This window comes from Bradyrhizobium sp., from assembly GCF_017881085.1.
In the GTDB taxonomy this organism is placed as follows: Bacteria; Pseudomonadota; Alphaproteobacteria; order Rhizobiales; family Xanthobacteraceae; genus Bradyrhizobium.
This window is the reverse complement of the sequence record NZ_JADGRI010000003.1, coordinates 1-22,019: the sequence shown is the minus strand read 5'-3', so window position 1 is coordinate 22,019 and position 22,019 is coordinate 1. Positions and strand designations below refer to the sequence as shown.

General features: G+C 64.4%; 21 protein-coding genes and 1 tRNA gene. 7 read left to right on the top strand and 15 right to left on the bottom strand.

Going from position 1 to position 22,019, the window contains the following annotated elements; genetic code table 11:
• The first annotated feature begins 11 nt into the window (after positions 1 to 11).
• A tRNA-Leu gene (locus tag QZ213_RS00725) sits at positions 12 to 96 on the top strand.
• Between the two features lie 420 nt (positions 97 to 516).
• On the top strand, positions 517 to 1,098 hold the full coding sequence (locus QZ213_RS00720; protein ID WP_291684149.1) for a L,D-transpeptidase: 582 nt from the start codon (positions 517 to 519) through the stop codon (positions 1,096 to 1,098).
• Between the two features lie 153 nt (positions 1,099 to 1,251).
• On the opposite strand, the gene QZ213_RS00715 is transcribed toward QZ213_RS00720, so the two are convergent.
• The 4 genes from QZ213_RS00715 to QZ213_RS00700 form a co-directional block, all read right to left on the bottom strand.
• On the bottom strand, positions 1,252 to 1,920 hold the full coding sequence (locus QZ213_RS00715) for a hypothetical protein (RefSeq protein WP_291684118.1): 669 nt from the start codon (positions 1,918 to 1,920) through the stop codon (positions 1,252 to 1,254).
• A 119-nt stretch (positions 1,921 to 2,039) separates the two neighbouring features.
• Positions 2,040 to 2,285 carry a hypothetical protein gene (locus tag QZ213_RS00710; RefSeq protein WP_291684117.1) on the bottom strand — a complete coding sequence of 82 codons (246 nt, stop codon included), beginning with the start codon at positions 2,283 to 2,285 and terminating at the stop codon, positions 2,040 to 2,042.
• 162 nt (positions 2,286 to 2,447) lie between these two features.
• The gene (gene ilvD, locus QZ213_RS00705) at positions 2,448 to 4,289 is read right to left on the bottom strand and encodes a dihydroxy-acid dehydratase (RefSeq protein ID WP_291684116.1); all 1,842 of its coding nucleotides are present in this window, start codon (positions 4,287 to 4,289) and stop codon (positions 2,448 to 2,450) included.
• Positions 4,290 to 4,384: 95 nt separating this feature from the next.
• Positions 4,385 to 5,371 (bottom strand): nitronate monooxygenase, encoded by a 987-nt coding sequence (locus QZ213_RS00700; protein WP_291684148.1) that lies wholly within the window; start codon positions 5,369 to 5,371, stop codon positions 4,385 to 4,387.
• Between the two features lie 82 nt (positions 5,372 to 5,453).
• Here QZ213_RS00700 and QZ213_RS00695 point away from each other — a divergent pair, with 82 nt between their 5' ends.
• Positions 5,454 to 7,016, top strand: coding sequence for an AMP-binding protein (locus QZ213_RS00695; protein ID WP_291684115.1), 1,563 nt, complete (start codon positions 5,454 to 5,456; stop codon positions 7,014 to 7,016).
• A 157-nt stretch (positions 7,017 to 7,173) separates the two neighbouring features.
• Here the strand turns inward: QZ213_RS00695 and QZ213_RS00690 are convergent, their stop codons facing one another.
• From QZ213_RS00690 to minC, 6 genes are all read right to left on the bottom strand, one after another.
• Positions 7,174 to 9,228, bottom strand: coding sequence for a hybrid sensor histidine kinase/response regulator (locus tag QZ213_RS00690; protein WP_291684114.1), 2,055 nt, complete (start codon positions 9,226 to 9,228; stop codon positions 7,174 to 7,176).
• Positions 9,225 to 10,724: an ATPase domain-containing protein gene (locus QZ213_RS00685; protein WP_291684113.1), complete on the bottom strand. Its 1,500-nt coding sequence runs from the start codon at positions 10,722 to 10,724 to the stop codon at positions 9,225 to 9,227. Before QZ213_RS00685 ends, QZ213_RS00690 begins: the two co-directional genes overlap by 4 nt.
• 118 nt (positions 10,725 to 10,842) lie before the next feature.
• Positions 10,843 to 11,616: a thioesterase family protein gene (locus QZ213_RS00680; protein ID WP_291684112.1), complete on the bottom strand. Its 774-nt coding sequence runs from the start codon at positions 11,614 to 11,616 to the stop codon at positions 10,843 to 10,845.
• A gap of 116 nt (positions 11,617 to 11,732) precedes the next feature.
• Positions 11,733 to 12,008: a cell division topological specificity factor MinE gene (gene minE / locus QZ213_RS00675; protein WP_291684147.1), complete on the bottom strand. Its 276-nt coding sequence runs from the start codon at positions 12,006 to 12,008 to the stop codon at positions 11,733 to 11,735.
• Complete coding sequence (gene minD / locus QZ213_RS00670; RefSeq protein WP_291684111.1) at positions 12,008 to 12,823, bottom strand: septum site-determining protein MinD; 816 nt, start codon at positions 12,821 to 12,823, stop codon at positions 12,008 to 12,010. The genes minE and minD overlap by 1 nt, the downstream gene beginning before the upstream one ends.
• Before the next feature lie 17 nt (positions 12,824 to 12,840).
• Complete coding sequence (minC, locus tag QZ213_RS00665; protein ID WP_291684110.1) at positions 12,841 to 13,533, bottom strand: septum site-determining protein MinC; 693 nt, start codon at positions 13,531 to 13,533, stop codon at positions 12,841 to 12,843.
• Between the two features lie 618 nt (positions 13,534 to 14,151).
• Between minC and QZ213_RS00660 the strand changes: the two genes are divergently transcribed.
• Positions 14,152 to 14,754: a hypothetical protein gene (locus QZ213_RS00660; RefSeq protein ID WP_291684109.1), complete on the top strand. Its 603-nt coding sequence runs from the start codon at positions 14,152 to 14,154 to the stop codon at positions 14,752 to 14,754.
• A gap of 79 nt (positions 14,755 to 14,833) precedes the next feature.
• Positions 14,834 to 16,393 carry an ABC transporter substrate-binding protein gene (locus QZ213_RS00655; protein WP_291684108.1) on the top strand — a complete coding sequence of 520 codons (1,560 nt, stop codon included), beginning with the start codon at positions 14,834 to 14,836 and terminating at the stop codon, positions 16,391 to 16,393.
• A gap of 86 nt (positions 16,394 to 16,479) precedes the next feature.
• Here the strand turns inward: QZ213_RS00655 and QZ213_RS00650 are convergent, their stop codons facing one another.
• From QZ213_RS00650 to QZ213_RS00630, 5 genes are all read right to left on the bottom strand, one after another.
• A complete protein-coding gene (locus QZ213_RS00650; RefSeq protein ID WP_291684107.1) occupies positions 16,480 to 17,448 on the bottom strand; it encodes a nitronate monooxygenase family protein in 969 nt (322 codons plus the stop codon).
• A 116-nt stretch (positions 17,449 to 17,564) separates the two neighbouring features.
• Positions 17,565 to 18,152, bottom strand: coding sequence for a hypothetical protein (locus tag QZ213_RS00645; RefSeq protein ID WP_291684106.1), 588 nt, complete (start codon positions 18,150 to 18,152; stop codon positions 17,565 to 17,567).
• A 55-nt stretch (positions 18,153 to 18,207) separates the two neighbouring features.
• Positions 18,208 to 18,807 (bottom strand): YqaA family protein, encoded by a 600-nt coding sequence (locus QZ213_RS00640; RefSeq protein ID WP_291684105.1) that lies wholly within the window; start codon positions 18,805 to 18,807, stop codon positions 18,208 to 18,210.
• Between the two features lie 46 nt (positions 18,808 to 18,853).
• Positions 18,854 to 19,264, bottom strand: a complete 411-nt coding sequence (gene hisE / locus QZ213_RS00635; RefSeq protein WP_291684104.1) for a phosphoribosyl-ATP diphosphatase — start codon at positions 19,262 to 19,264, stop codon at positions 18,854 to 18,856.
• Between the two features lie 160 nt (positions 19,265 to 19,424).
• On the bottom strand, positions 19,425 to 19,841 hold the full coding sequence (locus QZ213_RS00630; RefSeq protein WP_291684103.1) for a hypothetical protein: 417 nt from the start codon (positions 19,839 to 19,841) through the stop codon (positions 19,425 to 19,427).
• A gap of 295 nt (positions 19,842 to 20,136) precedes the next feature.
• On the opposite strand from QZ213_RS00630, the gene QZ213_RS00625 reads away from it, so the two are divergent.
• Together QZ213_RS00625 and QZ213_RS00620 are read left to right on the top strand one after the other, a co-directional pair.
• Positions 20,137 to 21,138: an ABC transporter substrate-binding protein gene (locus tag QZ213_RS00625; RefSeq protein WP_291684146.1), complete on the top strand. Its 1,002-nt coding sequence runs from the start codon at positions 20,137 to 20,139 to the stop codon at positions 21,136 to 21,138.
• Between the two features lie 102 nt (positions 21,139 to 21,240).
• Positions 21,241 to 22,019 (top strand): ABC transporter transmembrane domain-containing protein (locus QZ213_RS00620; protein WP_291684102.1); only part of this gene is annotated, 779 nt, incomplete at its 3' end.

The following is a 22,019-nucleotide window of genomic DNA, read 5'->3' as shown; positions in this document are numbered from 1 at the left end:
GATATGCGAAAGCCCCTGTGGCGGAATTGGTAGACGCGCTCGACTCAAAATCGAGTTCCGCAAGGAGTGCTGGTTCGATTCCGGCCAGGGGCACCATCCGCCTTCGCTGAAGCTTCGGCCCGGCAGGCCGACTGAACAGCAAGGACGCAAGCGGTTCTCAAACCGTCATTGCGAGCCAACGGGTCGCGCCAATGCGCGCCCGAGGACAGGCCAGGCGAAGCAATCCATCGTACATCAGGAATGAAAGCTGGATTGCCTCGTCGCTACGCTCCTCGCCATGACGCCAAGACGAACGCGCGGGGCCTCGCGGCGTGATGTGCCCACCTGCGAGTGCACGCCGTTTCTTCGGACCGATCGGCACTGCGGCGTAGACGGGCGGCCGACCTTTAGCGGGTTGCCTCGCGATGCCTTGATTTCTGCACTTTTCGAGAAGCAAATGAAGCGACGTAACGCTTTGGAGGGCTGGCGGTGCCGAGATACGGGCTCCCGTTCTTGCTCGTCGCGCTGCTCGGCTTCATGCTGGGCGGTTGCATGCAGGCGACGCTCGCACCGTCGTCGGATGCCAGTCTAACCCCAAGGGACCGGCTCTTGCTGTCGCACGCGCCTTATGCGCAGGCGACCATACCAGAGTCCTTCCGCCGGCATTTCGTCGACTATTCGCGCAAGGAGGCGCCGGGCACGATCCTGGTCGATACCGACGCGCGTTATCTCTACTACGTCCTGCCGGGAGGCAAGGCTATCCGCTACGGCGTGGCGGTGGGGGAGGAAGCGATGGCGTTCTCCGGTGTCGCCAAGGTCGGTCGCATGGCTGAATGGCCTGATTGGATCCCGACGCCGGAGATTCAGGCGCGGCTCGGCCCCTACCCGGCACGCGTTCCCGGAGGCCCGGCTAATCCGCTGGGTGCGCGAGCGCTCTACCTTTACGAGGGCAACAAGGACACCCTGTACCGCATCCACGGCACCAACCAGCCGGAATATATCGGCCAAGCCATATCATCCGGTTGCATCCGCATGACCAACGAGGATGTCATCGATCTCTTTGACCGGGTGAAGCCAGGCACGACTGTCGTCGTCCTCGCACAGCGTCAGAGCACGTAGGCGCGATTATTTCAGCGTATGCGCCGAAACGCCGGTTTCGAGACGGGAATTGCCGTGGTTTGTAGTAGGCCGTGGCATCGTCCGGCTTCTGGCTGATCGAGCCGCCTCTTGCTTCAAGCCATCGGCGGCGACTTTTTCGATTGCGAAGCCGCCTCAAATCTGCGCGGCGACCCTTTCCAGGCCGATCAAGCGCGCGAGCGAACGCACTTCCTGCTTCTGGTCTTCGCGGAGCTGGAACAGAAGCGGCATCGCGGCGGATTTCAGCTGCTGAACCTCAGCGGCGTCGGGATCGATCGGCGGCACGCCGGTCGTGTGCGCATCGCCACGGCGGCTGGCGTGGATCTTCCGGGCCACGGCGCGCAGCGCGGTTTCCACCGCCGGCCAGTAATATTCCTGGTCGGAGGAGAGCCTCAAGCGTTCCTTGATGCCGGCGATCTGCTCATCGCTGAGCAGCGTGTAAGACTTCTGCGGCGCCGGCTTGGCGGCGGCCTTCGGCTTCGGCGGCACGACCTGCACCGACGGCTCGGCCGTCGGGGCCGCGAACTTCGGCATCTCGATGTCGGCGGGTACTGCGGATGCATAGGCCTGCCGCAAGGGCTCGCTCAGGCTTGCGGTCTGCGGCGGATCGAACGAGGCGAGCGCCAATCGCGTCACCGCGAGCTTGTCCTGCTTGCTTTCCCGATTGGCGACCGGACTTATGACGATGGAGGCAGCCATATCCGCCCGGGCCGACGGCACGCTGTCGCGGCCAAGAATGCTGGTGGCGGCCGCGCCAACGACGATGAGACAGGCCAGCGCGATGATGGTCATGGCTTTCGTCAAGCAACTCTCCGTTCCGGGCCTTCGACCCTGATCACTTTACCGACAATCGGGCATTAATTAAGGCCTAACCACGGCCAGGAAAAACAATGTGACAAGTCAACGCTTTAGGCGGGGAAAAATCAGGCCGCGATCAACAGGTCGTACGCCTCCTGGATGTCGGCGACGATATCGGAGGCCTCCCACAGCGCATCCGGCGCGACCGAGCGTAGGCTGATGGTCCAGTTGCTCTTGCTGGTGCGGGGCATGCTGACGATGTCGAATTCGACGTTGCGGCACAGCGGATGCCGCTCCAGCGCATAGGCGACCCGGGCCCTGATCTCGTCGATCGTGGCAGGGATTTTCGCAAATAGCGTCTCAGAGTCCATGTCGCATACCCTCGAAGGGCGGTCTGCAGACCGGCCAGCCGCCTTGAGCGACGGCCGGCCCTGGACCCGATTCTTGAAGGGAGATGGTTAATGGCGTCTTAAAGACCATCCGTACAACCACCGGCGCGGGGCCGAGGGTGCCATTTGGGCCGAAGGTATCGGCTAGTCCCGGACGACGCGGACCGCACCGCGCGCGGCACTGGTGGTCAGCGCCGCATAGGCCTTGAGCGCCATCGACACCTTGCGGCTTCGTTTCGCGGGCTTCCAGGCTTCCGTCTTGCGGCCCAGCATGGCTTCCCGGCGTTGCGCCAGGATCGCGTCGTCGACCAGCAGGCTGATGGAGCGGGCGGGAATGTCGATCCGGATGCGGTCGCCGTCCTCGACCAGCCCGATCAGGCCGCCTTCGGCCGCTTCCGGTGAAATATGCCCGATCGAGAGCCCCGAGGAGCCGCCGGAGAAGCGGCCGTCCGTGATCAGGGCGCACACTTTTCCCAGTCCCTTCGATTTGAGGTAGCTGGTTGGATACAGCATCTCCTGCATGCCCGGACCGCCGCGCGGTCCCTCGTAGCGGACCACGACGACATCGCCGGCCTTGATCCTGCCGCCGAGGATGCCTTCGACCGCGGCGTCCTGACTTTCGAAAATCCGCGCCGGCCCCTCGAATTTCAGGATGCTCTCGTCGACACCCGCGGTCTTCACGATGCAGCCGTCCACCGCGAGATTTCCCGACAGTACGGCGAGGCCGCCGTCCTTCGAATAGGCATGCTCGAGGTCGCGGACACAGCCCGTCGCGCGGTCGGTATCGAGCTCCGCGAACCGGCGTTCCTGGCTGAAAGCCACCTGGGTCGGCACGTTGCCCGGCGCCGCCATGAAGAACTTGCGAACACTCTCGCTCCTGGTGCGCTTGATATCCCAGCGGTCCAGCGCGTCCTCGATCGAGGTGCTGTGCACCATCGGCAGCCCGCGATTGATCAGACCGGCGCGGTCGAGTTCGCCGAGAATGGCCATCACGCCGCCGGCGCGGTGAACGTCCTCAAGGTGCACGTCCGGCACCGACGGCGCCACCTTGCAAAGCACCGGCACCCGGCGGGACAGCCGGTCGATGTCCTGCATGGTGAAGGGTATTTCGCCTTCATAGGCGGCGGCCAACAGATGCAGCACCGTGTTGGTCGAGCCGCCCATCGCGATATCCAGCGTCATGGCGTTCTCGAACGCCTTGAAGCTTGCGATCGTGCGCGGCAGCGCCGTCTCGTCGTCCTGTTCGTAATAGCGGCGCGCCAGATCGACGATCAGGTGACCGGCTTCGACGAACAGCCCCTTGCGATCGGCATGGGTCGCCAGCACCGAGCCATTGCCCGGGAGCGCCAGGCCCAGCGCCTCGGTCAGGCAGTTCATGGAGTTTGCGGTGAACATGCCCGAGCAGGAGCCGCAGGTCGGACAGGCCGAGCGTTCGATGACCTCGACATCGGCGTCGCTGACGGTGGAGTCGGCCGCCGCGACCATGGCGTCGATCAGATCGACCGATCGGATCTTGCCCTTGAGGTTGACCTTGCCGGACTCCATCGGCCCGCCCGAGACGAACACGGTCGGAATGTTGATCCGCAACGCCGCCATCAGCATGCCCGGCGTGATCTTGTCGCAGTTGGAGATGCACACCATGGCGTCGGCGCAATGGGCGTTGACCATATACTCGACACTGTCGGCGATGATTTCGCGCGACGGCAGGCTGTAGAGCATGCCGTCGTGCCCCATGGCGATGCCGTCGTCGACCGCGATGGTGTTGAACTCCTTGGCGACGCCGCCGGCCTTCTCGATCTCGCGCGCGACCAATTGGCCGAGGTCCTTGAGATGGACGTGCCCAGGCACGAACTGGGTAAACGAGTTGACCACGGCGATGATCGGCTTGCCGAAATCCTCGTTCTTCATGCCGGTGGCGCGCCAGAGGCCGCGGGCGCCCGCCATGTTGCGGCCGTGGGTGGTGGTCCTGGAGCGGTAGGCGGGCATGGTCTGTCCTTCGAAGGTCGGGAAAATCTGGGGTTGGACGCGGTTCTAGCGGCGCGATCGGCCGCTTGAAAGCGCTTTGTCGGAAGGCAGCTATGCTATCGGGCTTTTGCGGCGCGGTATTCGGCGATGGTGCGCGCGACCAGTTCCTCGACCGGCAGCACCGCGGTGACGCCTGAGGTCGAATGCCCCGCGCTCCAGATGTCGCGCCAGCGCGCCGGGCGTCTCTCGCGCGCGCCGACGTCGATATCCTCTGCGATATCGATCGCGCCGCGAGGCGGCAGGTTGTCGGGGTCGAGGCCGGCGGCGGCGATCGATGGCCGCAGCATGTTGGTCTGCAGGCCGGTGAAGGCGGTGGTCAAAAGGATATCGTCGGCGCTGCTCTTGACCAGCATCGCCTTGTAGCGTGGGTCCGCCATGCTCTCTTCCGTGGCGATGAATTTGGTGCCCATGTAGGCGAGATCGCAGCCGAGCGCCTCGGCCGCGCGCAGGCTGTGGCCGTCGCTGATCCCGCCCGCCAGCACGATCGGCCCGTCGAAGAACGCGCGCACGGCGCGGACGAATACGAAGGGATTAAGCCAGCCGGTCTGACCGCCCGCCCCCGCCGTCAGCAGCACCAGACCGTCGGCGCCGGCCGCCACCGCGCGCTCGGCATGGCGGATCGAGGCGACGTCGGCGAGCACCAGCGCGCCTGCATCATGCAGCGGCGCGAGAACCGGCGCCGGCGATCCGACCGAGGTGATGACGATCTCGGGTTTGTGCCGCAGCAGGACCTGCAGGTCCGCATCGAGCCGCGCGTTGGAGCGGTGCACGATCAGGTTCGGGCAGACCGGCGCGGCAGGCTTTTGACTGTTTTCCGAATGCCGCTGCAATCGTTGTTCGATCTCGCCGAGCCAGCCATCGAGCTGTTCGGGGCTGCGGCAATTCACCGTCGGGAACGATCCGATCACGCCGTTGCGGCAGGCCGCCACCACGAGGTCGACGCCCGAGACCAAAAACATCGGCGCCGCGATCAGCGGCAGGCTGAGACGGTCGCGGAAGCGGCCTAAGGGGTCGGCTGTTTTCTGGTCTGACGGGGTTTGCAGTTCCGCACTCCGATTTCGATGTGCTAGCGTTGCCGCAACATTGGCACGACAGAGGCCAAAGCAAAACAGGCGGGAGAACACAATGAGCCATCCGCTCTATGCGTTTCCGACGGCATGCGAGCAGACCCTGCGGGCGCTGGCGCGCTATCCGTCACGGACGGCGTTCAGCTGGCCGGGCGGATCGATCACCTATGCCGGCGCCACCGAATTGATCGGGCGCATGCAGAGTGTATTTATGCGGCTTAACCTTGCGCCCGGCGCTCGCGTCGCCTTCCTCACCGCCAACCGCGCCGACAGCTGGTGCGCCGGCGTTGCCGCGCAACTTTCACGACTGGCGATCACCTGGCTGCATCCGCTGGGCTCGCTCGAGGACCAGCTGTTCCAGATCGAGGATTCCGACGCCGCGATGCTGGTGATCGACGCCGCCACCTTCCGCGATCGCGGCGGCGACCTCGCCAGCAAATCCCCCAAGCTGAAGACCGTGTTCACGCTCGGTCCCGCCAGTTACGGCGCCGATCTCTTGGCCGCGGTCGAAGAGGCAGGCGCGGCCAGCCCGCGCTGTTTCGCCGGCCCCGACGACATCTCGACGCTGAATTACACTGGCGGCACCACCGGCAAATCCAAGGGCGCGCTGCGCTATCATCGCGAAGCCAGCGGTTTCGCCGGCGCCATCCTCGCCGACTTCGAAATCCCCGACATTCCGCGCTATCTCACGGTGGCGCCGATCAGCCACGTCGCCGGCACCAAGGTGCTGCCGGCGCTGATGCGCGGCGGCACCGTGCACATGCTGAAGGGTTTCGATCCGGAGGCGGTGTTTGCGACCATCGCGCGCGAACGGATCAATTTTACGCTGTTCGTGCCGACCATGATCTATGTGCTGCTGGACCATCCGGCGCTCGACAGGACCGATCTGTCCTCGCTCGAACTTCTGCTCTACGGCGCGTCCGCGATGTCGCCGAGCCGGCTGGTCGAGGGCATGAATCGGATCGGCCCGGTGTTCTCGCAGCTCTACGGCCAGACCGAATGCTATCCGGTTTCGGTGCTGCGCAAGGCGGACCACGATCCGAAGACGCCGGAACTGTTTTTGTCCTGCGGTTTCCCGATCGCCGCCTGCGAGGTGAAAATCCTCGACGACGACGACCAGGAGGTCGCAACCGGCGAAGCCGGCGAGATCTGCGTGCGCGCGCCGCATGTGATGGCCGAATACTGGAAGCGGCCGGAACAGACCGCGGAAACCCTGAAGAACGGCTGGCTGCATACCGGCGACATCGCGCGCTCGGACGAGCGCGGCTACATGTTCATCCTCGACCGCAAGAAGGACATGATCGTCAGCGGCGGCTTCAACATCTTCCCGCGCGAGGTGGAGGACGTGCTGTCGCAGCACGCCGACGTCGCGATGGTTGCCGTGGTCGGCGTACCCGACGACAAATGGGGCGAGGCCGTCACCGCGATCGTGGTCGCGCGCGAGGGCACCCAACCGAACGCCGAGGAATTGATCAGCCTGGTGAAAGCCCGCAAAGGCTCCGCGCACGCGCCCAAGCACATCAAATTCGTCACCGAGCTGCCGATGACCGGCGTCGGCAAGGTCGACAAGAAAGTGCTGAAGGCCGGCTTCTGGGCCGGCCGCGACCGAATGGTCGGGTAGCGCTTCTTTCGTCTTTGCGAGCGACGCGAAACAATCCACGACAACATCGCAGGTACGGATTGCTTCGTCCGCTTCGCTGCTCGCAATGACAACCGAGGGTGCGTGAGCCCACCTCTCCCCGGGACTCAACGCTATCAAGCCAGCGCCCGGGTCGCCCTCACCCCAGCAACTGATCGAGCCGGTCGCGCAGCTGGTCCTGGTGATAGGGCTTCGCCAGCCGCGGCAGGTCGAGCTGGGCGCCTTCGGGCAGTTCGGCATAACCGGTCGCGAGCAGGATCGGCAATGACGGCCGCAATTCGCGTGAGGCCGCCGCGAGCTCGATGCCGGTCATGCCGGGCATCACGTGATCGGTCATCATCAGGTCGATCGGCCGGCCGCTCCTGATGATGTCGAGCGCATGCAGGCCGGAACTGGCGCCGATCACGTGGTGGCCGAGATCCTCCAGCATTTCCGTGGTCGACAGCGCGATCAGGGGATCGTCGTCGACGAACAGGATCACTGCCGAGCGGTTGACCTTGTGCGATTTCTGCGCCGGACTGTCGACCTCGGGAGCTGATGTCGCCACGGGTAGGATCAGCGTCGCGGTGGTGCCCTGCGCCACCGCGCTCGACAGCTGCAGCGCACCGCCGAGCTGCACCGCCAGTCCATGCACCATCGACAGGCCGAGGCCGGTGCCCTTGCCGAGCGGCTTCGAAGAGAAAAACGGCTCGACCGCGCGCTTCAGAATCTCGGGCGTCATGCCCTTGCCGGTATCGACGACCGACAGTTTCAGGTAGCGGCCGGACTGCAGCGCCGGATCGCTGCTGGCCTGGCATTCGGCGACCCTGATGTCGATCGAGCCGCCGTCCGGCATGGCGTCGCGGGCATTGATCGCGAGGTTGAGAATGGCAAGCTCGAGCTGGTTGGCGTCGACGCGCGCCGGCGGCAGGGCTTCCGGCAGATCGAGCCGCAGCGCGACGCGCGGTCCCAAAGAGCGTTCCAACAGATCGATCATGCCCTGGATCAGGCCGCGCAGATCGACCGGCACCGCACGCAGATCCTGCTGCCGTGCGAACGCCAACAGGCGCTGCGTCAGCGACGCGCCGCGCTCGGCGCCCTGCAGCGCGCCGTCGATCAGGCGGTGCAGCCGCGGATCGTCGGGGATGCGCTTGCGCAACAGGTCGAGATTGCCCATCACCGCCATCAACAGATTGTTGAAATCATGCGCGACGCCGCCGGTGAGCTGGCCGATGGTCTCCATCTTCTGCGCCTGCCGCAACTGCTCCTGGGCCTTTTCGCGCGCGGCGACTTCCTTCATCAGATCGGCGGTGCGCTGCTCGACGCGCTGTTCCAGCGTCGCCGTCAGGTTCGCCAGCGCCGTCCGCTCCGCCGCCAGTTGCGCCAAGAGATTCTCGCGCTCGATCTCGGCGACCTTGCGCGCCGTGATGTCCGAGGAAACGCCCACCAGCGACTTGATGCTGCCGTCCGGCCGGCGCACCGCGCGGGCGCGGACGTCGACCCAGTGCTGCGAGCCGTCCGGCCAGATGTTGCGGTATTCGATGCTGTAATCCCCGCCGGTCTTGATGGTCCGCTCCAGCACCTCGCTGCGGCGCGGGCGATCGTCGGGATGAACGGAGGCCTGCAACTCCTGATATGAAAAGGGCTCGCCCGGTTTGCGTCCGAAGAACCTCTTGCAGGTGTCGGAGGCCTCGAGCTCCAGTTCAGGCAAATGCAGTTCGAGCGCGCCGAGATGACCAGCGCTCAGCGCGGTCTGCAGCAGGCTTTCGCTCTCGGTGAGGTCCTCGAGGATCGCGCGGGTCTGGTACTGGCGGCGCCGGCCCCTGACGGCGGAGCCGACGACGCTGACCAGCGTGGTCGGATGGAACGGACGTTCGATGAAGGTGACGTTGCCGAGCACCTGTCCGAGCCGCACGGCGTCGGGATTGCGCTCCGGGCCGCCGCCCTGATGCGTCAGCAGCACGATCGGAAAATCCGACCATGACGGCTGATCGGTCAGCCAGCGCATCAGGCCGCGCAAATCCGCGGTCTTGATCGCCTCATCCGCGATCACGGCGAGACCGGCCCCGCCTTCGACCTCATGCATCATGCCTGCGAGATCGGTGCAGACATTGGCAAAGTAGCCGGCTTCCCTGATCAGCGCCGCGGCCACCGCCGCGTCGCGTCCCGTCGGAGCCAGGATAACGGCACGCTCGGACGACGCGCCCGGTCTCACGCAGTTTGCTCCTGCAGCAACGGCTGACCCTCCCCGACATAAACGGGAACGCCGCGCAATATGCCTTGGAAACCATCGAGCGGCTCGCCGATGGTGAGGCCGCGGTTATCGATGCGGTATTCGCGAATGGTCGATTCGTGCATGCCCGTGCGCTTCTTGATGATCGACATCGCGCGCCGCACCGTGCCCAGCGCTTCGAAGTAACGCAACAGCACGACGGTGTCGGCGAGATAGGTCACATCGACCGGCGCCTTCATGTCGCCGACCAGCCCATGCTGCGCCACCGTCATGAAGGTCGCAGCACCCCGGCGGTTCAGATATTGCAGCAGTTCGTGCATGTGCAGCACCAGCGAATTCTCTTCTGGCATCGCCGCCTGATATCCGTTGAGGCTGTCGATCACCACGGTCTTGATGCGATCCTCATCGACCCGCTTGCGGACCAGGTGGGCAAATTCGCCGGGCGACAGTTCCGCGGCGTCCACCTGCTCGATGAAGAGATCGCCGCCGCGCTGCATCGCCTCCAGATCGATGCCAAGACCCTTCATGCGCGAGAACAGCAACCCGAGTTCTTCGTCGAACACGAACAGCGCCGCTTTCTCGCCTCGGCTGATCGCGGCAACAACGAACACGATCGCGGCCAGCGACTTGCCGGTGCCGGCGGGACCGAGAATAAGCGTGCTCGATCCGGTTTCGATCCCGCCGCCCAGCAGCCGGTCCAGCTCGGCGATGCCGCTCGACATCGTATTGCGCTGAAAATTGCTGCGATATTCCGACGCTACCAGCCGCGGAAACACGTTCAGGCCGCCGGTGGTGATGGTGACATCATGATAACCGCCGCGAAACTTCACGCCGCGATACTTGATGACGCGGGCCCGCCGCCGTTCCGCGCCGTAGGCCGGCGCCAGTTCCTCCAGCCGCAGCACGCCATGGGCCACGCTGTGAACGGTCTTGTCCGCGACATCGGCGGTCAGATCGTCGAGCAGCATCACGGTGGTATTGAACTTGGCGAAGTAATGCTTGATCGCGAGAATCTGCCGCCGGTAGCGCAGCGAGCTTTGCGCCAGCAGCCGGATTTCGGAAAGGCTGTCCAGCACCACCCGATCCGGCCGCGACCGATCGACGGCCTCGAAAATCTGCTTGGTGGTTTCGCCGAGTTCGAGGTCGGATGAATAGAGCAGGCTCTGTTGCTGGTCGGAATCCAGCAGGCTTTCCGGCGGCAGCAGTTCGAAGATCTCAATGCCGTTGTCGAGCGACCAGCCGTGGGAAGCCGCGCCGTCGCGCAGCTCGCGCTCGGTCTCCGACAGGGTGATGTAAAGGCATTTTTCGCCGGCCCTCGCGCCTTCGAGCAGAAACTGCAGCGCCACGGTGGTCTTGCCGGTGCCGGGTGCACCTTCCACCAGAAAAACGTGGCCACGCGAAAATCCGCCCGACAGAATATTGTCGAGCCCCCAAATGCCGGATTTCGCCTTGGCGGCGATTGATTCAACTGAGTTCATGCGACCCCTCAACCGGGGACAAACGCCATTATCACCAACCGGTTCCCCGGAAATGGAGCTAATTTTGTGGAGAGAAACTCTGGCCACATCGCCGCCCGGCTTGGCCGCCGGCCGCTGCTTACCGCTTCTCGATGACGAGGCTCTGCACAGCGCGGCCGAAATAGCCGTAAGTGTCGGCAAGCCGCGCGGTGGCGAGGCCCGCGCCGTCGGGACCGATCAGGGATTCTCCGTCGAGCAGGATCCACTCTCCGACCGGCTGGCGCGCCATACTGACGGTGAGATCGGCGTTGATGAAGGTCCATTCCCGGAAATCCAGCGCGGCCGAAGTACCGTTGCAGAAATCAGCGGCGACCACGGCGCGCACGGCTTGCGAAACCGAAAAGCCCTCGACCAGTGGCCGGTCGACCCGGTACCAGATGGCGCCCGGACCGGGCACGCCGAACCGGCCCCGCGCGGCGCGCAGCGAGATGCCGGTTACGAACGGACTGGAGGAGAAATTCGCGGGCTCGTGTTGAGACTGCTCGGGTCCGGGAAGCTCGACCGGATGATCCACGACATCGGCCGGCAGCGTCTGCGCCTGCGTCCTGATCTTGAGGATGGTCGCGCCGACCACGACCACGTCCCCGGCCAGCAGCCGTACCGCGCATAGCTGGATCTTGCGGCCCTCCCGCAGCACTTCGCTCTGAAGCGTCAGCGGCGCCAGCGGTACCGGGCGCATCAGATCGATGGTGACGCGCGCGATCTGCATCGGCTGCGGCGCAGGGATTGCTTCGGCGGCCCACGTCACCAGCGCCGCCGGCGCCGAGCCATGCTGCATGCTGCTGTCCCAGGGGCCGGCGGCGTTGGGGCTCGTGACGACACGATTGCCGTCGACGCGATAGATGGCTTGCATCAAATGGATTTCCGCTTTTCGCTGCCAGCGCTACCGGGACGGCGCGCGATGCGCAAGCGGCGCTCGGGCTGTCCGGGACCGCAGCAGGGGCGCGCCGGAGCCCGCCTTTCGAGCTGTCAGCTGGCGGCCGCGAGCGATCTTTCGAAGCCATTGGGCACTTCAATATCGACCTCAAGGGTCGATACGTGTTTGCCCCGGTCCATCCTGACGATGACCTTGTCCGGATCAAGCGTGATATGCCTGGAGACCGCGGCGAGGATCTCGGCCCGCAGCACTCCCAAGAGGTCGGGCTGGCCGCGCAAGCCGCGTTCATGCGCCAGCAGAATCTGCAGCCGCTCCCGTGCCACAGGCGCGGAGGCATCACGGCCGGCGAAGCGCCGCAGCAGACTCATCATGCGGCCCTCCGTCCCAGCAGCCGGTTCATCAGGCTCTTGCGCTCGACCGGCACCACCATGTCCACGGTTTCCCCCATCAGGCGACGTGCGGCGTCGACATAGGCGCGGGCTGGCGCGCTGGCGGCGTTGTTCAGGGTAACCGGAGAGCCGACGTTGGACGCAAGCAGGACATCCTGGCTCTCGGGAATGATGCCAAGCAGCGGCGTCGCAAGGATTTCGAGAATATCATCGATGCTGAGCATCTCACCCCGCGAGGCGCGGCCCGAGTCGTAGCGGGTGATCAGCACATGCTTCTCAACCCGCTCGCCCTTCTCGGCCTTCACGGTCTTCGAATCGAGCATGCCGATGATGCGGTCGGAATCGCGTACCGAGGAGACCTCGGGATTGGTGACGACGACGGCCTCGTCGGCATAGCGCATGGCCAGCGTGGCGCCGCGCTCGATACCCGCCGGGCTGTCGCAGAGAATCCAGTCGAACTTGGTTCGCAGGTCGGCGATGATGCTGCCGACCCCCTCGTCGGTCAGCGCATCCTTGTCCCGGGTCTGCGACGCGGGCAGCAGCCACAAATTCTCCAGACGCTTGTCGCGAATCAGCGCCTGCGAGAGCTTGGCAACGCCCTGGACGACGTTGATGAGGTCGAACACGACCCGTCGTTCCGCGCCCATGACCAGGTCGAGATTGCGCAGACCGACGTCGAAATCGACCACCACTACTTTTTCCCCCATTTGCGCCAGCGCCGCGCCGAGGGCTGCGGTGGAAGTCGTCTTTCCGACGCCGCCTTTGCCGGACGTTACGACCAAGACTTTGGCCATTCTTGCCTCCTTGCCCATTAGTTCAGCGGTGTAATTTTCATGATGTCGCCTTCGAGCCAGGCTTGAGCCGGCCGATTGCGCAAATTCGCGTCGATGTCTTCAGCGGTCTGGTAGTAGCCGTCGATGGCCAACAGCTCGGCCTCGATTTTCTGACAGAAGATCCGCGCGGCCGAATTGCCGTTGACGCCGGCCATCGCGCGGCCGCGCAGCGCGCCGTAGATATGGATCGAGCCGCCCGCGACGATCTCGGCGCCGGAGCCGACCGAGCCCAGCACCGTCACGTCGCCTTCGGTAAACACGATCGACTGGCCGGAGCGCACCGGGCTTTCCAACAGCAGGGAAGTCGGCTTCGGTTTGGCTTCGGGCTTTTTCGGCTCGTTCTGAATCAGCACGGTCGGGCGGCCGCCGGTCAGCAAGGGCGGCATGCTGGTCGTGAGATGGGCGGCGTCCACCCCCTCGATACCGAGAACGCGGATATTGCGCTGCTCGAGGCTGGCGACGAGGTGGGCGATGGCGGATTGGCTGAGCTCCACCGCGGACAGGTCGAGCACCACCGGCTTGCCGACAAAGAAGCCGGGCGAGCGCGCCAGCATGGCGTCGATTTCCTCGAGCCAGCCATGAATCGGAACAACAGGAGCAAAGACGAATGCAACGTAGGAGCGCCCGCGCATGCGAACCAGCTGACGTGTTGCCTCCCTGGTTCCGTGCATGATCCTCGACTCGCCTTTCCTTATCGAATGGTTAAAGATCGACGGTGTTGGTTAACGCTTGATTAATGCCGCCCCGCTTTTCCGGCGCCCAGGGTGCCGGCCGACTGGATCGCGTCGAATCAAATTCCTCTTCGGTCACACCTCGGCGGGCAACCGTGGAGTAGTTATGTCGGGTTTGTGGCGGGATTAACCAAAATTGTCGGTTAACAAAACTACACCTCAATTCTGTCGAGTTTCTGGCTTAATAATGTCTTGGCGCGGTACCATCCAATCTTGGTTATTTCTTGGGCTCGGCTGGGGCTGAAGAAATTCCATCCGTTCGTACGCGAGCGGAAAGTTGCCAGGGGACACGGCAATGAAAGAGGTGGGGACGGCAAGGTCTTGCGATCTCATTCGCGGGCCTTCGCATTCTGTACGCGATGCGGATTTTGCATCGGAATCTTTGATTCAAATTCTCTCATCAGCATTTGAATCTCGTACAGGTGGGTCTCGTACACTTGGTGCCGACGCTCCTCGCCGCTTCGAACCGTCGTCCAAGAACTTCAAAAGAAACGTCAACAGGTCAGTACTGCGGCGCCGACCGGTGACCGCAATGCCAAGCGTCATGAGGAGTAGCGTATGAGTAGCCCGAGTGAGAACGAGCACGACAATCTCAATCCAAACGAACCCGCGTACTATGCGCCGCGCTGGTTGCGCGAGAGATCCGAGGCACGCTTGTCCCCTTCGCGCGAAGCAACGCCAGAGCCGACCAGGAGCCCGGCCTCCCCTCCGGCCTCGCTCGATACCCAGCTGGAGAAGGCGGTTTCCAACGCCTTGTGGCACCCGCTCGACCCCGAAGTGATCCACGAGCCTCCCGGACTCGCGGAGGAACTGGATCGCGGAACGGCCCTGATCACCGTGGCCGGCCGCTTCGCCGCGGCCGTCGGCGTCTCCGCGATCGTGGCGCTGTTCTTCGTCATCATGGTGCCTGCGTCGCGGCTGCCGGACAGTGGCGGCTCTTCTGGAATCATGAAGTCGATCAAGTCGGTTCTGATTCAACCCGGCCAGCGCGACGAGGGATCGAAGCCTGCGATCGCGGAATTTCAGCCCATCCTCGCGTCGGCCCAGAACAGCCAGCCAGCAATGCGCGAGCAGCCCGCAACGCGTGAGAAGTCAGATCAGTTGCTTCAGCAGTTCATGCAATGGCGCCAGAAACCCAACTCAAGCGAAACAAAGCAATAGTGCGACCGACCTATCAAACGAGGGGAGAAACGAAGATGCCTGATCAAGAGTCCATATTGGCCTTGGTGGGGAGTTTGCGATGACCCCTCGTTGGATCGCCATTTTATTCAGCGCCCTGCTCGCGAGCGCCGCGAGCGCGGCGCCTGGCAACACCGACGTCGTTCGCGATCTGGCGAGCCGCGTCGGGCCGATCGTCGGTTCGGCGCTGGCCTGCACCGACATCGCCCGACCGCGCATCCAGACCATCGTCGACAAGTTCTCGGCCGTGATCAAGGAGGCCTCGTCCAACGAGGCCGAGCGTGACGACCTGACACAGGCGCTCAATCGCAGTGTCGCGGACGGTCGCACCGCCGTGACAAGCGGGAAGATGGATTGCCGGCTGGCCGAGCGCCAGCTTGCCGACCTCGAGCGGTCGATCGCCGGGCCCTCGGCGGGGGCCGGGCCGTCGCTGGCGGGCGTCATTGGACCGTCCGCCGCCGCAGCAGCCACATCGATCGCGCCGGTTCCGCCCGGACCGCCGGTACGCGGCGTCACCGATCGCGAGATCCGGTTCGGAATCGCGGGACCGTTTTCCGGCCCGGCCAAGGAACTCGGCCGCCAGATGAAGCTCGGGATCGACACCGCCTTCAACCGGATCAACGACGCGGGCGGCGTGGACGGCCGGCAGCTCAGGCTGATCGCGGCCGACGACGGCTACGAGCCGACGCGGACGCTCGATGCCATGAAACAGCTCTACGAGAAGGACCAGGTGTTCGGCTTCATCGGCAACGTCGGAACGCCGACCGCGGCCGTCGGGGTACCTTACGCGCTGGAGCGGCGGACGTTGTTCTTCGGCGCCTTCACCGGCGCCAACATCCTGCGCAGCGATCCTCCCGATCGTTATGTATTCAACTATCGTGCGAGCTACGCGGAGGAAACCGATTCCGTCGTGCACTATCTGGTGAAATTGCGCCGGATACCGCCGCGACAGATCGCTGTCTTCGCCCAGCAGGATGCCTATGGCGATGCGGGCTTCGCAGGCGTCGCCAAGGCGTTCCGCTCGCTCGGCGCCAACGACGGCGCAATCGTCCGGCTCAACTACAAGCGAAACACGGTGGACGTGGACGACGCGGTCAATCAGCTGAAATTGCAGAAACCGCCGATCAAGGCCGTGGTCATGGTGGCGGCCTATCGGGCCGCCGCAAAGTTCATCGAGAAGACCCGCGACCTCTATCCCGGCATGGTCTACACCAACGTGTCGTTCGTGGGCAGCACCTCGCTCGCCGAGGAGCTGGGACTGTTGGGGCCGCGCTTTGCTACCGGCGTCATCGTGACCCAGGTGGTGCCGGCGGTATCCGGCTATTCGAGCGCGGTGCTCGAATACAAGAACGCGCTTGCCAAATATTTCCCCGGCGAGGCGCCGGATTACGTCTCGTTCGAGGGCTACGTCGCCGCCAACGTGCTGATCCAGGGCCTGAAGCGTGCAGGTCCGCAATTCGACACCGAGCGGCTGATCGACAACCTCGAGAGCATGCGCAATATCGATCTGGGCCTCGGGACTTCCCTCAATTTCGGCCGCTCGGAACACCAGGCTTCGCACAAGATCTGGGGCACCGCGCTTGACGAGAATGGAAAGTATCAGCCGATCGAACTCGAATAGGCGTCAGGCATCGGCGCAATCGCCAGAGCCCCGGTTCTGATAAGATCAGAACCGGGGCTTTGTTCTTCTTGTTACGCCGTGCCGCCTCACAACGACGGATCGACGGCTGCGTCATATTCGCGTCTGAACCGCGCGATCAATTCGGCGGCCGGCACGACCTTCCCGACGCTGCCCACGCCCTGGCCGCTGCCCCAGATTTCCTTCCAGGCTTTCGGCTTGGCGCGCTCGCCCGAGGCATCGGTCCCGAAACTCATTTTCGATGGATCGGATTGCGGCAGGTTGTCGGGATCCATGCCGGCCGCCACGATCGACGGCTTCAGGTAGTTGCCGTGCACGCCGGTGAACAGGTTGGAATAGACGATGTCCTCGGCGGCCGAACCGGTGATCATCTGCTTGTATCCCTCCACCGCGTTGGCTTCGGTGGTGGCGATGAACGCGGAGCCGATATAGGCGAAGTCGGCCCCGAGTATCCGCGCCGCACGGATGGCGCGGCCATTGCCGATGGCGCCCGACAGCGCGATCGGCCCGTCGAACCATTGCCGGGTCTCCGCCACGAAGGCGAACGGCGATATCGTCCCGGCGTGGCCGCCGGCGCCGGCCGACACCAGGATCAGGCCGTCCGCACCCTTCTCGACCGCCTTGTGCGCGAACTTCTGGTTGATCACGTCGTGAAAGACGATGCCGCCCCAGCGATGCGCGGCCTGATTGAGTTCTTCGCGCGCGCCCAATGAAGTGATGATCATCGGCACCTTGTGCTTCTCGCAAAGCGCGAGATCCTGGTCGAGCCGGTTGTTCGAGCGGTGCACGATCTGATTGACGGCGAACGGCGCCGACGGCCGCTCGGGGTGAGCCCTGTCGTAGGCCGCCAGTTCTTCCTTGATCCGCACCAGCCACTCGTCGAGCAGCGCTGCGGGGCGCGCGTTCAGCGCCGGAAACGATCCGACCACGCCCGCCTTGCACTGCGCGATCACGAGATCAGGCACAGAAATGATGAACAGCGGCGCACCGATCACGGGAATCGACAGACGGCCCTTGAACAAGGCAGGCATGGACATCAGGTAAAATCCTTTTTGGTTTTCCAGGGATTGGCGATCCACGGAGAGGCGGGGTTGAGCCAAAGATGCCAGACATCATACCAACAAGGCAAATCCGTTACGCTTGCGCCAAGGCGCTACTGGCACAGCGCGCTGGTGACGTAATTGTCGGTCCGGCAGTCGTCCGGCTTGCGGGGCCGGCCCGGTATCAGCACTTTCGCCGAGCAGGTTTCGGCGGAATCGGTGTTGAGGCTCCTGCCCTCTTTGTAGCCCTTTGACTGGCAGAGCTTGTCGGCGCCGAGCTTGCAGTCCGGCGAGCCGTTTGCCGACACCGGACAGATCATGCGCCCGGAGACCATGGAGGCCGGCTTGGCCAGGCGCGACAGGCTGTCGGAAGCGTCCTTCGCCGCATCCCGGGCTCGCGCATTCAAATCCTCGATGGTCTCCTGCGGGCCTTTCAGCGGCGGTAGCTTGTCGAACAACTTTCCGATTTCGTTGAGCAGTCCCGGATTTTCCTCGCGCGCCGGGCCGGGCGTGCCTTGCTGGGGCAAGCCTTGTTGGGGCAAGCCCTGCTGCGCCGGCTCCTGAACGCCGAGCGCGGGTGGCGCCGAGGCGGCTTGCGGCCAGGCGACGCCGGCGGTGAGCAGCAACATCGTGAGCATCGCCGCCGCGGCCGCGACATGTGCCCTCGCCGGCACGATAAAGTCGTCGGATCGAGCCTTCATGACAGCGAGCGTAGCCTGAAGCCCCGCGCAGCGGCAAAGCCTTTCACGGCGGTCTTCAGATCATTCGAAACGCGACGACAAAACCGAGCACGAGCACGGCGGCGCCGAGCGCCACCCACAGCCCCAGATGTTTCTCGATCCTCACCCGGATCCATTCGCCGTAGCGGTTGAGCAGGATCGCGACGATGAAGAAGCGTCCGCCGCGGGCGATGATCGAGCACAGCACGAATAGCCAGATGTTATAGCCGGCAAAACCCGAGGTGATGGTCACGAGCTTGTAGGGGATCGGCGTCAGGCCCTTGCCGATGATGATCAGGGCGCCCCATTCGGCGTAGGAGGAACGGAAGGCTTCGACCTTGCCGCCAAGACCGTAGAACTCGATCAGCCAATGCCCGATGGAATCGTAGAGCAGCGCGCCGATCGCATAGCCGAGCATGCCGCCCACCACCGACGTCGCGGTGCAGATCAGGGCGTAGAGCCAGGCCCGCTGCGGGCGCGCCAGCGACATCGGGATCAGCATCACGTCCGGGGGTACCGGAAAGAACGAGCTTTCCGCGAACGCTACCGCGCCCATGATCCAGAGCGCGTAGGGCTTGTGGGCGGCGTCAATACACCAGTCGTAGATCCGTCTCAGCATGGCGCGATGAACCACCATGGGACGGATTTGTCCATGCCGGGGTCTTGCGGAATGTCGTTAAATCTCAGTAGCGCTTGCGGAGCCCACGGCCTTCGAGCGCGACAATTGGTCGCCGCGCGACCCGGGCCGGTGAAGTCTTGGGCATCTTCACGGTGGATTTCGGCATCTTCGGCATCTTCTCGGCGATTCCGAGCAGACGTTCGCGCTGCGCCATTTCGCGCCACACGTCGTCCGGCCGCACACCCGCCGACGCCCATAAAACCGTGAGATTGTAGAGCAGGTCGGCGCTCTCGCGGACCACCGCTTCGGGATTACGGTTGACGGCGTCGATCACGACCTCGATGGCTTCCTCGGCCAGCTTCTTGGCCATCTTGGCCGGGCCGCGCTGGAACAGCCGCGCGGTTCGCGAGATTGCCGGATCGAGATCCTTGGCCGCGAGCACCGCCTGATAGAGCCGTTCGAGCGAATCACTCATGATTTCAAGCTAATCCAAACCCGTGGCAAGCGTGTTAACGGCCGCGGCACATTACGAAGAAATCCGCCGGACGCGCGGGAGGGCGCGTCCGGCGGATCGATCGGTTGGCGGACATGGTTACCAGCCGGTAAGCGGAGAACCGCTGGACAGGCACCCGCTGCTAGTTGGGGTATGGTTGGCCGCCAAACTGGGAACTTCGGCCGTGGTAACCGTAGCCGGGACCGTAATAGCCGGGACCGCCATAATAGGCGGGGCCGCCGCCGTAGTAGGCCGGGCCGCCATCGTAATCGTCATAATAGGCGCGGCGGTTCTGGGTGGCCGCGATCGCAAGGCCGGTGCCGACAATGCCGGCAAACGCGGCCGCTGCAGCGGCGCCGCCTCCACCCCCGTAACCCCTGCGGCGAGCGCTGATGTCGGTGGCTCCGCTGGCCGGGGTCGCGGCCGAAATACCCTGGGCCGACGGCGCCGATCCGGCGCGAGCCAGCGAGGGCGCAACGACTGTCAGCGCCATCGCCGCAACCGTCGCCATCACAGTGGCGCGGCCGATCGATGAAAACACTGCTTTTCGCGTAAACATCTCGAATATCCTCCATGGAGGCCCGGCCCGTCAGGCCGCCTGTAGCCAACCGCTGAACCCATGTTAGGTTCCCAAGACCGAACCCGGTCTGAGCAATAGATGGCGAGATCGTGGCGCTCATCGGCCGTTCAGATTTCAACCGGCAGTGTGTTGGTTAACCGCGCTCCAGCCGTCATCAAATCATCATGGATCCCGGGGCTGCTGGTGCCGTGAATCCCGTGAATCCGAAGTAGTGCCAATGCGCGCGAGTCCGACCATTGCCGCCAAATGCGTTTCGGCTGTGCTGACAGGCCTTATGGGTCTTGCATGCTTCGGTGCGGACAAGGCCTGCGCACAGGCTGCCCCGCGGCAACCGATCCCGATCCAGTTCTCCTTTGATCGTCCGATCGATGCGGGCGCGGCGCCTGTCTTGCTGGCCTCGGCCAGCGGTCTGTTCAGCTCGGAGGGCCTCGCGGTCACCACCAACGTCGCCAGCGGTTCGCCGGACGCGATTGCACGCGTCGCCTCCGGCGCTAGCGATTTCGCGCTGGCCGACATCAACGAACTGATCCGCTTTCGCGGTAGACCCGATGCGCCGCCCGTCAAGGCGGTGTTCGTGCTGTTCAACCAGTCGCCCTACGCCATCATCGCGCGCAAGAGCCGGGGCATCCACGCGCTCTCCGATATCGAGGGCAAGACGCTCGGCGTCGCCGACGGCGATCTGTCGATCCGGCTGTGGCCGGCCTTGGCGCGGCAGGACGGAATCAAGATCGCGGGTGTGAAGCAGCAAGGGATCGGCGCCGCCGTGCGCGAGCCGATGCTGTCGGCGGGTCAGGTGGACGCCGTGACCGGGTTTTCCTACCTGTCGGCGGTCAATCTGAGAGATCGCGGCGTGCCGGCCGACGACCTCACCGTGCTTCGATTTGCCGACTATGGCTGCGAGGCCTACGGTTTTGCCGTCATCGTCAATCCGGCGTTTGGTGCCGCAAGGCCCGAGGCCGTGAAGGGCTTCGTGCGCGCGCTGATAGCCGGGACGCATCTCGCGATCAAGCAACCCGAACGCGCGGTGGATGAAGTCATCAGCCGGATGGATGGCGGATCCCGCGATCTGGAACTTGAGCGGCTGCATACGCTGATTTCCGATAACATCCTGACCGGCGAGGTCAGGCGCTACGGCATCGGCGCCGTCGACCCTGCCCGTCTCGACCGGTCGATCGCCGAGGTCGCCGAGGATTTCAAATTCCGCAAACGGCCATCCGCGGCGGATATTTTCGACGAGAGCTTCTTGCCGCCGCTGGACGGGCGCCTCATCAATTGAGCAAAACATCGCCGGCGCCCTGTATCTTCCCGGCATTCCCTGATTAGAATGGAACCTCTGACGGCGGGTGCGCCGGCAGCCCTCTATGCGAGTCCTAGCGGCATGTCCCTGTTTCGGCTTTACGCGCGCGTCCTTGAGCTGCTCGGCAAAGAGGCGCGGCTGGGCTGGATCCTTGCTGGCGCCAACCTGCTGCTCGCCGGCGCGCAATTCGCCGAGCCGGTACTGTTCGGCCGCATCGTCGACGTCCTCTCCGGCAAGCCATCGGCCGGCCCGCTCGGATCGTCGTCGGCCTGGCCGCTGCTGGCGGCCTGGGCGGCGTTCGGCCTGTTCACCATCGGCGCCAGCGCCGCAGTGGCGCTGCACGCCGACCGGCTGGCGCACCGCCAGCGCCAGGCGGTGCTGACGAATTATTTCGAGCACATCATGCAGTTGCCGCTGACCTTCCACACCGGCACCCATTCCGGCCGCCTGATGAAGGTGATGCTGAACGGCACCGACGCATTATGGCGGCTGTGGCTCGGATTTTTCCGCGAGCATTTCGCCGCGATCATGTCGCTGGTGGTGCTGTTGCCGCTCGCGCTCTACATCAACTGGCGGCTGGCGATTCTCCTGTTCGTGCTGTGCGTGGTGTTCACGGTGCTGACGACGCTGGTGGTGCGTAAGACCTACGGCATGCAGAACGAGGTGGAGGCCCATTACAGCGATCTGTCCGCGCGCGCTTCCGACGCGCTCGGCAATGTCGCGCTGGTGCAGAGCTTCGTGCGCATCGATGCCGAGGTGCAGGGTCTGCGCTTCGTCGCCGACAAGCTGCTCGCGGTGCAGATGCCGGTATTGTCATGGTGGGCGCTGGTCACCGTCATCACGCGGGCGTCGACCACCAT

Bases quoted from the DNA above. Each gene is read 5' to 3' on its own strand.
- QZ213_RS00720 (WP_291684149.1), top strand. From the start codon at position 517: ATGCTGGGCGGTTGCATGCAGGCGACGCTCGCACCGTCGTCGGATGCC.
- QZ213_RS00710 (WP_291684117.1), bottom strand. From the start codon at position 2,285: ATGGACTCTGAGACGCTATTTGCGAAAATCCCTGCCACGATCGACGAG.
- ilvD (WP_291684116.1), bottom strand. From the start codon at position 4,289: ATGCCCGCCTACCGCTCCAGGACCACCACCCACGGCCGCAACATGGCG.
- QZ213_RS00695 (WP_291684115.1), top strand. From the start codon at position 5,454: ATGAGCCATCCGCTCTATGCGTTTCCGACGGCATGCGAGCAGACCCTG.
- QZ213_RS00685 (WP_291684113.1), bottom strand. From the start codon at position 10,724: ATGAACTCAGTTGAATCAATCGCCGCCAAGGCGAAATCCGGCATTTGG.
- QZ213_RS00680 (WP_291684112.1), bottom strand. From the start codon at position 11,616: ATGCAAGCCATCTATCGCGTCGACGGCAATCGTGTCGTCACGAGCCCC.
- minE (WP_291684147.1), bottom strand. From the start codon at position 12,008: ATGAGTCTGCTGCGGCGCTTCGCCGGCCGTGATGCCTCCGCGCCTGTG.
- minD (WP_291684111.1), bottom strand. From the start codon at position 12,823: ATGGCCAAAGTCTTGGTCGTAACGTCCGGCAAAGGCGGCGTCGGAAAG.
- minC (WP_291684110.1), bottom strand. From the start codon at position 13,533: ATGCACGGAACCAGGGAGGCAACACGTCAGCTGGTTCGCATGCGCGGG.
- QZ213_RS00660 (WP_291684109.1), top strand. From the start codon at position 14,152: ATGAGTAGCCCGAGTGAGAACGAGCACGACAATCTCAATCCAAACGAA.
- QZ213_RS00655 (WP_291684108.1), top strand. From the start codon at position 14,834: ATGACCCCTCGTTGGATCGCCATTTTATTCAGCGCCCTGCTCGCGAGC.
- QZ213_RS00650 (WP_291684107.1), bottom strand. From the start codon at position 17,448: ATGTCCATGCCTGCCTTGTTCAAGGGCCGTCTGTCGATTCCCGTGATC.
- QZ213_RS00645 (WP_291684106.1), bottom strand. From the start codon at position 18,152: ATGAAGGCTCGATCCGACGACTTTATCGTGCCGGCGAGGGCACATGTC.
- QZ213_RS00640 (WP_291684105.1), bottom strand. From the start codon at position 18,807: ATGGTGGTTCATCGCGCCATGCTGAGACGGATCTACGACTGGTGTATT.
- hisE (WP_291684104.1), bottom strand. From the start codon at position 19,264: ATGAGTGATTCGCTCGAACGGCTCTATCAGGCGGTGCTCGCGGCCAAG.
- QZ213_RS00630 (WP_291684103.1), bottom strand. From the start codon at position 19,841: ATGTTTACGCGAAAAGCAGTGTTTTCATCGATCGGCCGCGCCACTGTG.
- QZ213_RS00625 (WP_291684146.1), top strand. From the start codon at position 20,137: ATGGGTCTTGCATGCTTCGGTGCGGACAAGGCCTGCGCACAGGCTGCC.